10 protein-coding genes are annotated in these 13,356 nt (G+C 71.4%); 6 read left to right on the forward strand and 4 right to left on the reverse strand.

Going from position 1 to position 13,356, the window contains the following annotated elements:
- The first annotated feature begins 481 nt into the window (after window positions 1–481).
- Window positions 482–931 carry a PTS glucose transporter subunit IIA gene (locus ACH4S8_RS29210; protein WP_398399208.1) on the forward strand — a complete coding sequence of 150 codons (450 nt, stop codon included), beginning with the start codon at window positions 482–484 and terminating at the stop codon, window positions 929–931.
- A gap of 78 nt (window positions 932–1,009) precedes the next feature.
- A complete protein-coding gene (gene ptsP / locus ACH4S8_RS29215; protein ID WP_398399210.1) occupies window positions 1,010–2,680 on the forward strand; it encodes a phosphoenolpyruvate--protein phosphotransferase in 1,671 nt (556 codons plus the stop codon).
- An 80-nt stretch (window positions 2,681–2,760) separates the two neighbouring features.
- Here ptsP and ACH4S8_RS29220 read toward each other — a convergent pair whose 3' ends face one another.
- Entirely contained in the window at window positions 2,761–3,654 is an 894-nt protein-coding gene (locus ACH4S8_RS29220) for a hypothetical protein (RefSeq protein WP_398399212.1), read from the reverse strand.
- A 22-nt stretch (window positions 3,655–3,676) separates the two neighbouring features.
- Window positions 3,677–4,885 (reverse strand): MFS transporter, encoded by a 1,209-nt coding sequence (locus tag ACH4S8_RS29225; RefSeq protein WP_398399214.1) that lies wholly within the window; start codon window positions 4,883–4,885, stop codon window positions 3,677–3,679.
- A 111-nt stretch (window positions 4,886–4,996) separates the two neighbouring features.
- Here ACH4S8_RS29225 and ACH4S8_RS29230 point away from each other — a divergent pair, with 111 nt between their 5' ends.
- Window positions 4,997–6,316, forward strand: coding sequence for an aminotransferase class I/II-fold pyridoxal phosphate-dependent enzyme (locus ACH4S8_RS29230; protein WP_398399216.1), 1,320 nt, complete (start codon window positions 4,997–4,999; stop codon window positions 6,314–6,316).
- Here the strand turns inward: ACH4S8_RS29230 and ACH4S8_RS29235 are convergent, their stop codons facing one another.
- Complete coding sequence (locus tag ACH4S8_RS29235) at window positions 6,317–8,284, reverse strand: acetoacetate--CoA ligase (RefSeq protein ID WP_398399219.1); 1,968 nt, start codon at window positions 8,282–8,284, stop codon at window positions 6,317–6,319.
- Between the two features lie 212 nt (window positions 8,285–8,496).
- Between ACH4S8_RS29235 and ACH4S8_RS29240 the strand changes: the two genes are divergently transcribed.
- Window positions 8,497–10,878: a TIM-barrel domain-containing protein gene (locus tag ACH4S8_RS29240; protein ID WP_398399221.1), complete on the forward strand. Its 2,382-nt coding sequence runs from the start codon at window positions 8,497–8,499 to the stop codon at window positions 10,876–10,878.
- 3 nt (window positions 10,879–10,881) lie between these two features.
- Here ACH4S8_RS29240 and ACH4S8_RS29245 read toward each other — a convergent pair whose 3' ends face one another.
- Window positions 10,882–11,418 carry an NUDIX domain-containing protein gene (locus ACH4S8_RS29245; RefSeq protein WP_398399223.1) on the reverse strand — a complete coding sequence of 179 codons (537 nt, stop codon included), beginning with the start codon at window positions 11,416–11,418 and terminating at the stop codon, window positions 10,882–10,884.
- Window positions 11,419–11,660: 242 nt separating this feature from the next.
- Between ACH4S8_RS29245 and ACH4S8_RS29250 the strand changes: the two genes are divergently transcribed.
- Together ACH4S8_RS29250 and ACH4S8_RS29255 are read left to right on the forward strand one after the other, a co-directional pair.
- Window positions 11,661–12,086 (forward strand): Zn-ribbon domain-containing OB-fold protein, encoded by a 426-nt coding sequence (locus ACH4S8_RS29250; protein WP_398399719.1) that lies wholly within the window; start codon window positions 11,661–11,663, stop codon window positions 12,084–12,086.
- Between the two features lie 37 nt (window positions 12,087–12,123).
- A complete protein-coding gene (locus ACH4S8_RS29255; protein ID WP_398399225.1) occupies window positions 12,124–13,314 on the forward strand; it encodes a lipid-transfer protein in 1,191 nt (396 codons plus the stop codon).
- Window positions 13,315–13,356 lie beyond the last annotated feature (42 nt).

The following is a 13,356-nucleotide window of genomic DNA, read 5'->3' on the forward strand; positions in this document are numbered from 1 at the left end:
TGAGTTCTCAAGGAACGGACGCTTCCTTTGTACTCACCCTCTCGGGCTTTCCTCCGGGCGCTTCCCTTCGGTCTTGCGTTTCCGACTCTATCAGACCGTTTCCGTATCCGATTTCCTCGGTGCTTTCCAGGTAATCCGCTTCCGCGTTTCCCTTTCCGGCGAGTCCAAACTCTATCAGTCCTTTTCCGTCTCACTGACCACTGTCCCGCAGACATGCGGAACGCGACCCGAGATAGGATCCGACAAGTTGGGTGCTGCCGGGCAACGACGCCTTGGTCACGCCGCTCATCCTCAAGCAGGAGTACGACTCTACATGGGGTGCGGGAGCAGGCGCAAATCGTTTGCCCTGTCCTCTACGGCGCCAACCGGGATCACTCGCGCGGAACCGGCACTTCATATGACATACCCTGCTCAACAGTGCCCTGTCCGGGACAGGCAGTGACGGCCCGTATAGATCTCCACCCCCCCTCGGAGGCTTCCCATGACCACCGTGACGTCCCCTCTCGCAGGACGCGCCATCGGACTCGCCGCGGTACCGGACCCCGTGTTCTCCGGAGCGATGGTCGGCCCCGGCACGGCGATCGACCCTGAGCGTGAGCCCTCCGAAGCCGTCGCTCCGGTGGACGGAGTCATCGTCTCCCTTCACCCGCACGCCTTCGTCGTCGTCGATGGCGAGGGCCACGGCGTGCTCACTCACCTCGGCATCGACACGGTGCAGCTGAACGGCGAGGGCTTCGAGCTGCTCGTGAACAAGGGGGACACAGTGACGCGCGGCCAGGGCATCGTTCGGTGGAACCCCGCCGCCGTCGAGGCGGCCGGCAAGTCCCCTGTGTGCCCGGTCGTGGCCCTCGAAGCCACGGCGGACTCCCTCTCGGACGTCATCGAGGCCGGCGAGGTGAAGGCCGGCGACGCGCTCTTCGGCTGGCAGTGACTTCGACGCTGTCCTGGACGGCGCGTTCGACAATCATCGCGGCGGTCGTACCCGCCGCACTATTCGGAGACGGGTGAAATGGAGACAACGCTGCGAGGCGTCGGCGTGAGCCACGGTGTGGCGATCGGCGAGGTTCGGCACATGGGAACGGCGGTTCTCGAACCGCCGGCCAAGCAGATCCCCCCGGAGGACGCGGCCCGCGAGCAGGCACGCGCCCGCAAAGCCGTGGAGGACGTGGCGGCCGACCTGATTGCGCGCGGCAATCTGGCGGGCGGCGAGGCCCAGGCGGTGCTCGAGGCCCAGGCCATGATGGCCCAGGACCCCGAGCTGACGGCTGATGTGAACCGGCGGATCGCCGTTGGCAGTACGGCCGAGCGTGCCGTCTACGACGCGCTCGCCGCGTACCGGGCGCTGCTGGCCGGCGCCGGTGAGTACCTCGCCGGACGTGTGGCCGACCTCGACGACGTGCGGAACCGGATCATCGCTCGGTTGCTCGGCGTGCCCATGCCCGGCGTCCCGGACAGCGACGAGCCCTACGTCCTCATCGCACGTGACCTCGCGCCCGCCGACACGGCACTGCTGGACCCGACCCTGGTCCTCGGCTTCGTCACCGAGGAGGGCGGGCCGACCAGCCACAGCGCGATCCTGGCGCGTGCGCTGGGTGTGCCGGCCGTCGTGGCTCTCCCCGGCGCGGGTGAGCTGGCCGAGGGCACAGTGATCGCCGTCGACGGCAGCACGGGTGAGATCTTCGTGGAGCCGAGTGCGGAGAAGAAGGCACAGCTGGAGGCCGCGGCGGCCGAGCGCAAGGCGGCACTCTCCGCCTCGACGGGCCCGGGTGCCACCTCCGACGGGCACAAGGTGCCGTTGCTGGCCAACGTCGGCGGCCCGGCGGACGTGCCGGCTGCCGTGGAGGCCGGTGCCGAGGGTGTCGGTCTGTTCCGTACCGAGTTCCTCTTCCTGGACGACAGCAAGCAGGCGCCGTCCGAGGAGAAGCAGATCGAGGCCTACCGTCAGGTGCTCGAAGCCTTCCCCGAGGGCCGTGTCGTGGTGCGGGTGCTGGACGCTGGCGCGGACAAGCCGCTGGACTTCCTGACGCCGGCCGACGAGCCGAACCCCGCGCTCGGCGTGCGGGGGCTGCGTACGCTGCTCGACCACCCCGACGTGCTGCGTACACAGCTCACCGCTCTCGCGAAGGCCTCGGACGGACTGCCGGTCTATCTCGAGGTGATGGCCCCGATGGTCGCGGACCGCACGGACGCCAAGGCGTTCGCGGACGCGTGCCGGGCGGCCGGGCTGCGGGCGAAGTTCGGCGCGATGGTGGAGATCCCGTCGGCGGCGCTGCGGGCGCGGTCGATCCTGCAGGAGGTCGAGTTCCTGTCCCTGGGAACCAACGACCTCGCGCAGTACACGTTCGCCGCAGACCGGCAGGTGGGCGCGGTGTCCCGGCTGCAGGACCCGTGGCAGCCGGCGCTGCTCGACCTGGTCGCGCTGTCCGCCGAGGCAGCGAAGGCCGAGGGCAAGAGCTGTGGTGTCTGCGGTGAGGCCGCGTCGGACCCGCTGCTGGCCTGTGTGCTGACCGGTCTGGGTGTCACCTCCTTGTCGATGGGTGCCGCGTCGATTCCCTATGTGCGGGCGACGCTGGCCAAGTACACGCTGGCCCAGTGCGAGCGTGCGGCCGCGGCCGCACGTGCCGCGGACACGGCGGAAGAGGCGCGCACCGCTGCGCAGGCGGTGCTGTCCGGCGAGTAACCGGGCAGCGCTGTCGGCGACGGCAGCGGTCGGCGGTACGCGGGGGCGCTCCATCCGAGGATGGGGCGCCCCTTGCGCGTTCAGTGAGTGTGGCCCGTCCGCCTTCCCTCGTCTCCGAGGTCGGGCGGTACGCAATAGTCGACGCCTGATTCCGGGGAGACCAGGTCCCCGGATTCGATGTCGGTGCAGTAGGCGTCGAACACCTCCCCGGCGGTGAGGGGCTCCAGGTCCTCGCCTCGCAGGCGCCATCCGTAGACACGGTCGGTGGTGTCGGGGGCGGTGGTGCGCATGACGAGTCCGCAGGCGCTGCGGGTGGCGATCCCGAGGGCCAGGACGGTGGTCAATTCGAGGGCTTCGGATTCGTCGAGGTGTGTGGTGCCTTCTGTGCGTCCCTCCGTCCGCAGTACGGCGACCAGGGTGTCGGGGGCGGATGAGACGCTGCACACGAGGTGGAGGTCTCCCGGGCTCGCGGTGTCGACGACCCGGGCGAGGAGGTGTGCGGCGCGGATGAAGGAGGCGCGGCCGATGTCCTCGCCGCAGGTCGCGCAGGTGCCGATGCGGGCCAGGAGGGCGGTCGCGTACTCCCAGGTGGCCCGGCGGACCGCTTCGTCGACGAGTTCGGGGACCAGCTGGTCGAGGGGCTGCCCGTCGTAGGGGATGGTGGGGCCGGTCGCCGCCAGTTGCGCGGTGAAGCGGGTCCGGCTGACCGGGGTGTCGGGTTCCAGGCCGCTCTCGGCACAGAATTCGGCGTATTCCTCGGGGTCGAAGAGTGCCAGCGTGGTGTGGCTGCCCTGGGCTGCGAGGGTCTTGAGCAGGGCTTCGATCTGCCGGAGGTAGGTCGTGTGGTCGTCGAAGGCGAAGGTGCGGTAGCGCCGCATCGCCCGGAAGTCCTGTTCGTCGGTCAGCAGGCCGATGGTGCCGGCGATTTCGCGGCGCAGGACGCGTCGCATGGTGTGGTTCTGGGTGTGCGCCATGTTTCCCCCTGTGCACAGTCGATCAATACTCACTCACAGTAACCGGCGGCACTGACAATGCGGGTCGGGTGAGCCGGTCGCGCACGAGGCGGTGCTGGAACACGCAGGTCGCGGTTATGGTCGCGCCGAAGAGGGTCCACCCGAGGGGGCCGGTGGCGATGGCCGCGGTGACGGCGAGTGGTCCGACGCTGCGTTGTGCGGCCTGCGCCAGTCCGTGGACGCCGAGGTAGGCACCCTGTGCGGTGTTCGGGGCGAGCGCGACGGAGAGTTCCCAGGAGACGGTGGCGTGGAGCATCTCGGCAACGGTGAAGGTGGTGGCCGCCGCGGTCAGGGAGAGGGTCACGGCCACGGCTCCGCCCGTCGCCGAGAGGGCCATGGCGGCACCGCCCAGGGCGAAGAAGGCGGAGAGCGGGATGAGCAGCGCACGCGCCGCGGCCGTGGTGGCGCCGAACCGGGCCAGGGGCACCTGGAGGGCCACGACCATCACGTTGTTCAGGACCATCAGCAGGGGTGCGAGACCGTGGGGCGCCCGGTCGGAGTGGGCGATGCACAGGGGCAGTCCGACTTTGAACACGGCGTCGTCGAGGAAGAGGACGGTCTCGGTGGCGACGTAGGCGAGGTAGGTGCGGTCGCGCCAGGGACCGGCCGGCCGCGGCGCGGGGACGGGGCTCTTGGACGTGGCGATCGTGCGGGTGGCCGAGGGCGGTTCGCCGCAGCGGGCGGTCGCGAGGGCGGCGGCGACGAACGAGAGGGCGTCGCCGGCGAGCAGCCATTGGTACGCGGCCGTGGTCCCGAGGGTCAGTGCCGCTGCCGCCACGAGGCCTCCCAGGGCCCAGCCGGCGTTGGCGACGGTGCGGTTGAGGGCTTGGTAGCGGACGCGGTCGGGTCCCGAGACGCGGGTGGCGTAGAGCTTGGTGAGGACGTTCGCGGCCCGGTCCCCGAAACCGCCCGCGGCGGAGAACGCCAGGAGGAGGGCGTAGTTGTCGGTGGTCAGCAGCGCGAAGGAGGCCGAGGCTCGCAGGAGTTGGAGCGCGATGAGGACACGGGTGAGCGGCAGGCGGTCGGCGATCCGGCCGCCCAGGGGCGCGCCCGCGAGGCCGACCGCGGCGGCCGCGGCCACGAGGGTGCCGATCCGGGCGACCGAGAGACCGGTGACGTAGGTGAAGTACAGGACGGAGACGGATGCCCACAGGCCGCTGCCGATGCGGTCGACCAGGGCGATCCAGAGCATTCTCCGGCCGTCGGGGCCTCCTGGTATGCGGGTCGGCCATGCGGCTGCTCGGCGCATCGGACTCACTGCTCCCCCTTGCTCCAGATTATGTATTGATACATACTTGGCAACGTGGCAGCACAATATTCGATCAGCGGTACGACAGCCAAGGCGATTGCCGCGTCCGTCGAACGGGGCGTGGCCGAGGGCGCGTTGGAACCGGGTACGGCACTGCCTCCGGTGCGCGCCCTGGCCGAACGGCTCCGAGTGAGTCCTGGCACGGTGGCCACGGCCTACAAAGAGCTGCGGCAACGCGCGATCGTGGTGACCCGCGGGCGCGGCGGGACCGTGATCGCAGCGGCGCCCGCGGTGGCATCACGGCGGCCGCCGCGCGTGCCGGACGGGCTGCTCGACCTGGCGGGCGGGCATCCGGACCCGGCGCTGCTCCCCCGTCTGGCGCCGCCGTCGCAGCTCTCCCCCGGTGCGCGCTCCCATCGGGGCAGCCCGCGTCTGACGCGGCTGGAGGAGGCCGTGCGCGACTGGCTGGGGCCCGACGGGGTGCCTGTGGAGCACGTGACGTTCGCTCATGGCGCGCTGGACATGGTCGGGCGGCTGCTGTCGGTGGAACTGCGTCCGGGGGACGCGGTCGCGATGGAGGATCCCGGCTATCACCATCTGCTGGACCTGGTCACGGCTCTGGGACTGCGCACGGTTCCGGTCGCGGTGGACGACCAGGGCATCCGTCCGGATTCCTTGCGGACGGCTCTACGGGCAGGGGTACGCGCGGTGGTGTGCAGTCCGCGGGCGCAGAATCCCTGCGGCGGCGGCTTCTCCGGGGATCGGCGGGACGCGCTCGTCGATGTGCTCCGGGAGACGCCCGACGTGCTGGTCGTGGAGAACGATCACGCGTCGTCCGTGGCCGGCGCGCCGCTGCACACGCTGACCGCGGGCGGTCTGAACCGCTGGGTCCATGTGCGCACGGTGAGCAAGTTCCTGGGGACCGACCTGCGGTGGGCGGCCGCGGCGTGCGATCCGACGACGCTGGCCCGGCACGACGGCCGCCTGCTGCTGACGTCGGGCTGGGTCAGTCATCTGCTGCAGGAGACGGTCTACGGGCTGCTGACGGACGAGGACACGCGCGCGCTGGTGGCGCGTGCCCAGGAGACGTACGCGCTGCGCCGGAACGCACTGCGCCGTGAGCTGACCGGCCGTGGCATCACGGCGCGCGGCGTGAGCGGGATGAACCTCTGGGTGCCCGTGCGGGACGAGTCGGCGATCGTGAACGGGCTGCGTTCGTACGGCTGGTGGGTCGCGGCGGGCGCGCGTTTCAGGACTTCGGCCGCGCCCGGGGTGCGCATCTCGACCGCGGAGCTCCCGCCTGCCGGCGCCGTGCGCCTGGCCTCCGACTTCGCCGCCGTGCTCGGCGAGTCGGAGGCCACCTACGGAGGCTGATCAGCCGCGCTCGCGGGCCAGCTTCTCGTAGAAGCGCAGAAGTTCGACGTTGTCCACGGAACCGACGTTGACGGCCTTCTCCATGGACGCGCCCTGGAGAAGGCGCTTGACCGGCACCTCGATGCGCTTGCCGGTCAGGGTGTGGGGCACTCCGGGCACTTCGATGACCTCGTCGGGAACGTGGCGCGGCGAGAGCTGTTCACGAATCGTCCCCTTGATGCGGTTCAGGAGGTCCTCGTCCAGCACGGCTCCGGGGGCGAGGTGGACGAACAGCGGCATCCAGTAGCCGCCGTCGGGCTGCTCGACACCGATGACGAGCGACTCCTTGATCTCGGGGAGCCGCTCGACGGCTTCGTAGATGTCGGCCGAGCCCATACGCACGCCCTGCCTGTTGAGCGTGGAGTCGGAGCGGCCGTGGATGACGACGGAGCCTCGTGAGGTGACGGTGATCCAGTCGCCGTGGCGCCACACTCCGGGATACGTGTCGAAGTAGCTGTCGTGGTAGCGGCTGCCGTCGGGGTCGTTCCAGAAGCGGATGGGCATGGACGGCATGGGGTTGGTGACGACCAGTTCGCCGACCTCGTCGGTGAGGGGTTTTCCGCTGGGGTCCCAGGACTGGAGGTCGGTGCCGAGGCCGGCGGCCTGGAGTTCGCCGATGTACACCGGGAGCGTCGGTACCGCTCCGGCGAAGCAGGAGCACACATCGGTGCCACCGCTGACGGAGGCGATCCACAGGTCCTCGCGGACCTCGTCGTGCAGCCAGCGGAATCCGTCGGGCGGCAGCGGCGAGCCGGTCGTGGCGACGCACCGCACGCGGCCCAGGTCGAAGTCGCGCGAGGGGTGGACGCCCGCCTTGCGGCAGGCCATCACGTACGCGGCGGACGTGCCGAAGAGGGTCGCTCCCGTGCGTTCGGCGATGCGCCACTGGGCGCCCGTGTCCGGATACCCGGGGCTGCCGTCGTAGAGCACGATCGTGGTGCCCGTGAGCAGGCCGGAGACGAGGAAGTTCCACATCATCCAGCCGGTGGAGGTGTACCAGAAGAAGCGGTCCTCGGGGCCCAGGTCGCAGTGCAGGCCGAGCTGCTTGAGGTGCTCGACGAGGATGCCGCCCTGGGACTGGACGATGGCCTTGGGCAGACCCGTCGTGCCGGAGGAGTAGAGCACCCACAGCGGGTGGTCGAAGGGGACCTGCTCGAAGACGGGCTCCACGTCGGCGGAGGTCAGCGCAGGCCAGTCCAGGGCTCCCTCGGGTGCCTCGGTGCCCAGGAGCGGAATGTGGACGACGGCCCTCAGGGTGGGCAGTTCACGGCGCAGCTCGGCGACCGTGTCACGGCGGTCGTGCTCCTTGCCGCCGTAGCGGTAGCCGTCGACGGCGAACAGGACCACGGGTTCGACCTGCTGGAAGCGGTCCAGGACGCTGCGGGCGCCGAAGTCGGGGGCGCAGGACGTCCAGACGCCGCCCACGGCCGCCGTGGCGAGCAGCGCGACCACGGCCTGGGGGATGTTCGGAAGATAGCCGCTGACCCGGTCTCCCGGGCGTACGCCGAGGGCGCGCAGCTCGGCGGCCAGGGAGCCGACCTGGCGGCGCAGGTCGGACCACGTCACGGGGACGGACTCGTGGGTCTCGTCGACATACAGGAGGGCCGGCTCGTCCGCGCGGGTCTCCGCGGCGCGCAGGGCGTGCTCCGCGTAGTTGAGGGTGCCTCCGGGGAACCACGCGGCTCCGGGCATGGCGCGGTCGCCGAGCACGCGCGCGTAGGGGGTCGAGAACCGTACGTCGAACCACTCGGTGACGGCTTTCCAGAACGTGTCCAGTTCGTCGACCGACCAGCGGTGCAGGGCCGCGTAGCCTCCGTCGGCCGGGGCTCCGTGCCGTTCGGCCGCCCAGGCCTGGAACTTCGTGACCTGTGCCTGGGCGATGCCCTCGGCGGTGGGCTGCCAGAGCGGTGAGGGGTTCGTGGTGGACATGGGGCGGCTCCCGGGCTGTGCGCGTCGTGGGCGTCGGTCGCGCACGAGCGGGGGTGTGCGCGTCCGCGGCTGACACGGACGATGCCATGTGATCGACTTCTTTACCAGGGCACGCCCCACATAGTGGGCTACATGAAGATGTGGTGTCGCAACAGGTGAACGCCAGTTGAACGGCTCACTCAACAGGCGCCCGTAGTGGCAGGGTGAACAGCATGGACGGTCGTGACCTGGTGCGTTCGGTGAAAGCGGTCGGCTCGGGGGGTACCACTCAGGGGTTGCTCACCGTGCGGGCCGCATGGCGGAGGAGGCGTGCCGACGCCGGCGGACTGCCCCGGCGGGGCGCCGAGCGGGCCCGGGTGCCCGGGCCGGTGCTCGGTGTGGAGCCGGGCCCCGGCGGCGGGGTCGTCCGCTTCACGCGCTCGGAACTGCGGATCACGGTCACGGTGGGCGGGGCGGTCTTCTGGGGCTGGGACGCGGTCGCGCCGGAGCCGTCGTACGCCCTCGCGGGCCGCTGTCCGGAGCCGGACCCGCGGGCCGTCCTGGAGCCGGACAAGGACGGTGGCTGGCGGGTCGTGGCCGAGCGGGTCACCGTAGTGGTCTCGCGGCACGGCGCGATCCAGGTCCTCACGCCCGGCGGAGTGATCCTGCGCCGCGATCTGCCGCCCCGGTGGTGGGAGCCCGTCGACGGCGGCACGGCCCGCTGGATGCAGCGTTCCGAAGTGGCGGCCGACGCCCGGTTCTTCGGTCTGGGCGGCCGGGCGTCGGGACTCCGGCTGCGCGAGGGGACATACCGGCTGTGGAACACGGATCCCGGACAGGCCTTCGGTCCGGGCGACGATCCGCTGTACCTCACGATGCCGGTGCAGATGGTCGTCGCCGACGCGGGCACGCATCTCGTGTTCCACGACACGTCGTGGGACGGCACCGTGACCCTGCGGGAGGGCGAGGAGGGCGCCGGCTCCGGGCACGACCGGGCCGGATCGTCCGAGCTGCGCATGGACGGCGGCCCGCTGCGGTGCTGGCTGATGGTGGGCACTCCCGCGCGCGTGCTGCACTCCTGGGCGTCGCTGACCGGTGCCGCGGCGCTGCCGCCCGCATGGGCACTGGGGTACCAGCACGCGCGGTGGGGTTTCGGCAGTGAGCAGGAGGTGCGCAGGATCGTCGCGGGCTACCAGGAGCGGGACCTGCCGCTGGACGCCGTGCACCTGGACATCGACCACTACGACGCCCACCAGGTGTTCACCGTCGACCGCGACCGGTTCCCGAAGCTTCCGGTGCTCGCCGAGGAGCTGCGGCGCGACGGGATCCGGCTGGTGTCCATCGTCGACCCGGCGGTCAAGGCGGAGCCGGGCAACGCCGTGTACGACAGCGGTCTCGCCGAGGACGTCTTCGTACGGGACGCCTCGGGACAGCTCGTGCGCGGCGTCGTATGGCCGGGGGAGGCCGTCTTCCCGGACTTCACGGACGCGCGGGCGCGCGCGTGGTGGGGCAGGTTCTACGAGGAACGGCTCGCGCAGGGGTTCGCGGGGTTCTGGCACGACATGAACGAGCCGACGTCGTTCACGGCCTTCGGCGAGTCGACGCTGCCTCGTTCGGCCCGGCACTCCCTGGAGGGCCGGGGCGGTGACCACCGCGAGGCGCACAACGTGTACGCGCTGGGAATGGCCCGGGCCGCCTACGAGGGGCTGCGCGAACTCGCGCCACAGGAGCGGCCGTTCCTCTTCTCGCGCTCCGGGTGGGCGGGACTGCAGCGCTACGCGGGCACATGGTCCGGGGACGTGGCCACGGGCTGGCCCGGACTGCGGGCGTCGCTGTCCCTGGTGATGGGGCTCGGGCTGTCCGGGGTGCCCTATTCGGGACCCGATGTGGGCGGTTTCGACGGCAGCCCGTCGCCCGAGCTCTATCTGCGGTGGTTCCAGCTCGGGGCGTACCTCCCGTTGTTCCGCACCCACGCGAGTCTGCGGGCCGGGCGCAGGGAGCCCTGGGAGTTCGGTGAAGCGGTGCTGGAGCACGCGCGCGTGGCGCTCGTCGAACGGCGGCGCCTGCTCCCGTACTTCGTGACGCTGGCGCACATGGCGCGCCGCACGGGCGCCCCTTACGTGCGGCCGCTGTGGTGGGGCAGTCCCGAGGACCGGGCGCTGCGCGACTGCGAGGACACCTTCCTGCTCGGCGACGGCCTCCTGGTGGCGCCGGTGCTGGACCGAGGCGCCGTGCGGCGGACGGTGCAGCTGCCACGGGGCCGTTGGTACGACACGGTCACCGAGGAGGCGTACGAGGGGCCCGCTCAGATAGTGGTCGACGCCCCCTTGTCGCGGATTCCGGTCCTTGCGCGCGCCGGCGCCGTTCTGCCCGTACGCGGTGCCGACGGTGGTCTGGAGCTGGAGGCGTGGGCACCCGCGCGGGGAAGCGGCGGGGGCGGGCTCGTCGTACCGGACGCGGGCGACGGGTGGGAGGAGCCGGAGGCCGAGCGCTATGTGACCCGCTGGGAGGAGGACGAGGTGGTGGTGCGCCGGACCGACGGCACGGGGAGTCCGGGCGAGCCGTCGTACCCCGTGCGGGTGCGGGGACTGGGACCGGGCCGGCTCCGTCCCTGACCGTCAGATGTACCGCCCCTCGAACCAGGCACGGGCCGCCAGGGTGTGGAGCGGGAAGGCGAGTTCGGCAGGCCTTCGCAGCAGATGCCAGCCTTCCGTCTCGTCGGTGGCGGCGGACCTGGGCAGTTCACCGGCGGGGCGTTCCGGAAGGAGCCCGAAGAGCAGCAGATGGCCCGCGGGAGAGCTCATCGCGTCGGCGAGCCGCACGTCCCTGCTCGCCGCGTCGATGCCCGTCTCCTCCTTGAGCTCGCGCACGACGGCCTGCCGCCAGTCCTCCCGGTGGTCGATGAATCCCCCGGGCAGGGCCACGCCCCCGCGCGCGGGCGCGATGGTCCGGGTGATGACGACCAGGGCGGCACCCTGGTCGTCGTAGACGGGCTGCAGGGCCACCGCGACCGGCAGTGGATTGCGGTAGGCGACCGTGCCGCAGGCGGCGCAGGTGCGGGGCCAGCCGGAGATGCCCTCTCCGTAGGGGGCGCCGCAGCTCGAGCAGTGCGAATCCGGCGCGAAGTCGGCGGGCGGGTGCGGGGTTTCGGACACGCCGCGGACTGTAGTCCATCACCGGACGGACGTCTTCGGGTTGGGCCGGACGACGGGGGTGAGGTGGAACGGCTCGGACGGGACGGCCGGGGCAGAGGGGACGGGACGGATGGGACGGGCGGGCGGAGGGGACGGACGGGACCCGTCCGGACGCCCTGCCCAATTCCCGGCGCCCGTGGCACACTTCTGACGTTCCGTCAGATCGAGGGTCGGGAGGGACTGTGCCGCGCACACGCACACCTGTGGTCGCCGGGTGGTTCGCCGGGGAGGGGGAGGGCTTCCGTCTGCTCGGCACACGGTGCTCGGCATGCGCCTCGGTCTTCTTCCCCCGCGAGGACGTCTTCTGCCGCAATCCCGGGTGCGCGGGCGGCGAACTGGCGGAGGTGCCCCTGTCCCCCCGAGGACGCGTCTGGTCGTACACCGACAGCCGCTACCGACCTCCGTCACCCTATGTGACCGATACGGAACTCTCCTGGCGGCCCTACGCGTTGATCGCTGTGGAACTGGAATCCGAGCGCCTCGTGGTGCTCGGCCAGGCGGTTCCCGGGATCACCGTCGCCGATCTGGCGGTGGGCATGGAGGTGGAGGTGGTCCCCGGTGTGCTGCACGAGGACGAGGAGACGACCTGGACGACGTGGCACTGGCGGCCGACGGGGACGACGGCATGAACGGCACGAAGGACACAGGGCGGACGGGGGTGACGGAGTGACCGGTGAGGTGGCGGTGCTCGGCGTGGGGATGCACCCGTGGGGCAAGTGGGGGCACCGTTTCGTCGAGTACGGGGTCGTCGCGGCGCGCGCGGCACTGGCCGACGCGGGGATCGGCTGGCAGGAGGTCGACTCGGTGGTGGGCGCGTCCACGGTGCGCGGAGGCTATCCGGGGTATGTGGCGGGGGCGACGTTCGCGAAGGCACTGGGGTGGCAGGGCGCGCGCGTGGCGAGCGTGTACGCGGCCTGCGCCTCCGGGGCGCAGGCACTCGACGCGGCGCGTGCGCGGATACTCTCGGGCCTCGCCGAGGTGGTCCTCGTGGTGGGCGCGGACGCGGCGCCCAAGGGGTTCTTCCGCCCTGCCGGAGGGGACCGGCCGGACGATCCCGACTGGCTGCGCTTCCGTGTCCTCGGGGCGACGAATCCGACGTACTTCGGGTTGTACGCACGGCGCCGGATGGCCCTGTACGGCGACACTCCGGAGGACTTCGCCCAGGTCAAGGTGAAGAACGCGGCCCTGGGCGCGCTCAACCCCAACGCCCGCTACCGCAAGAGGGTCACGGCCGAGGAGGTCGCCGCGTCGGCCGTGGTCGCCGATCCGCTGCGCCTCCTCGACATCTGCGCGACCTCGGACGGCGGCGCCGCCGTGGTGCTGGCCGACATGGAGTTCGCACGCCGGCACGGCGTCGCCGAGCCGGTACGGATCCGCGCGGTGTCGACCGTGTCGCCGCGCTATCCGAACACCGTGCTGGATCTGCCGGACATCGCCACGGACTCCGCGGCCGGCGCGGAGCCCGCCGCGAGGACCTTCCGGGCGTCCATCGCCCACGCGGCCTACGAGGAGGCGGGCGTCGGGCCCGAGGATCTGTCGATCGCCGAGGTCTACGACCTGTCGACCGCGCTGGAACTGCAGTGGTACGAAGACCTCGGGCTGTGCGGCGAGGGCGAAGCCGCCAAACTGCTGCGGGAGGGCGCCACCTCACTCGGCGGACGCATACCGGTGAACGTCAGCGGTGGGCTCGCCTCGTTCGGAGAAGCCGTCCCGGCGCAGGCCATCGCCCAGGTGTGCGAGCTGACCTGGCAGTTGCGCGGCAGTGCCGGTGACCGGCAGGTCGCCGGGGCCCAGGTGGGAATCACCGCGAACCAGGGGCTGTTCGGACACGGTTCGTCGGTGGTGGCGGTGCGGTAGCGGTAGCGGTGGTGGCGGTGCGATAGCACGGCGGCGGACCCG

The organism is Streptomyces sp. NPDC021080 (genome assembly GCF_044333225.1).
Lineage (GTDB): Bacteria > Actinomycetota > Actinomycetes > Streptomycetales > Streptomycetaceae > Streptomyces.

What these genes read in the sequence shown, in the direction of transcription:
- ACH4S8_RS29210 (WP_398399208.1), top strand. Translation starts at nt 482, where the DNA reads ATGACCACCGTGACGTCCCCTCTCGCAGGACGCGCCATCGGACTCGCC.
- ACH4S8_RS29225 (WP_398399214.1), bottom strand. Translation starts at nt 4,885, where the DNA reads ATGCTCTGGATCGCCCTGGTCGACCGCATCGGCAGCGGCCTGTGGGCA.
- ACH4S8_RS29235 (WP_398399219.1), bottom strand. Translation starts at nt 8,284, where the DNA reads ATGTCCACCACGAACCCCTCACCGCTCTGGCAGCCCACCGCCGAGGGC.
- ACH4S8_RS29220 (WP_398399212.1), bottom strand. Translation starts at nt 3,654, where the DNA reads ATGGCGCACACCCAGAACCACACCATGCGACGCGTCCTGCGCCGCGAA.
- ptsP (WP_398399210.1), top strand. Translation starts at nt 1,010, where the DNA reads ATGGAGACAACGCTGCGAGGCGTCGGCGTGAGCCACGGTGTGGCGATC.
- ACH4S8_RS29240 (WP_398399221.1), top strand. Translation starts at nt 8,497, where the DNA reads ATGGACGGTCGTGACCTGGTGCGTTCGGTGAAAGCGGTCGGCTCGGGG.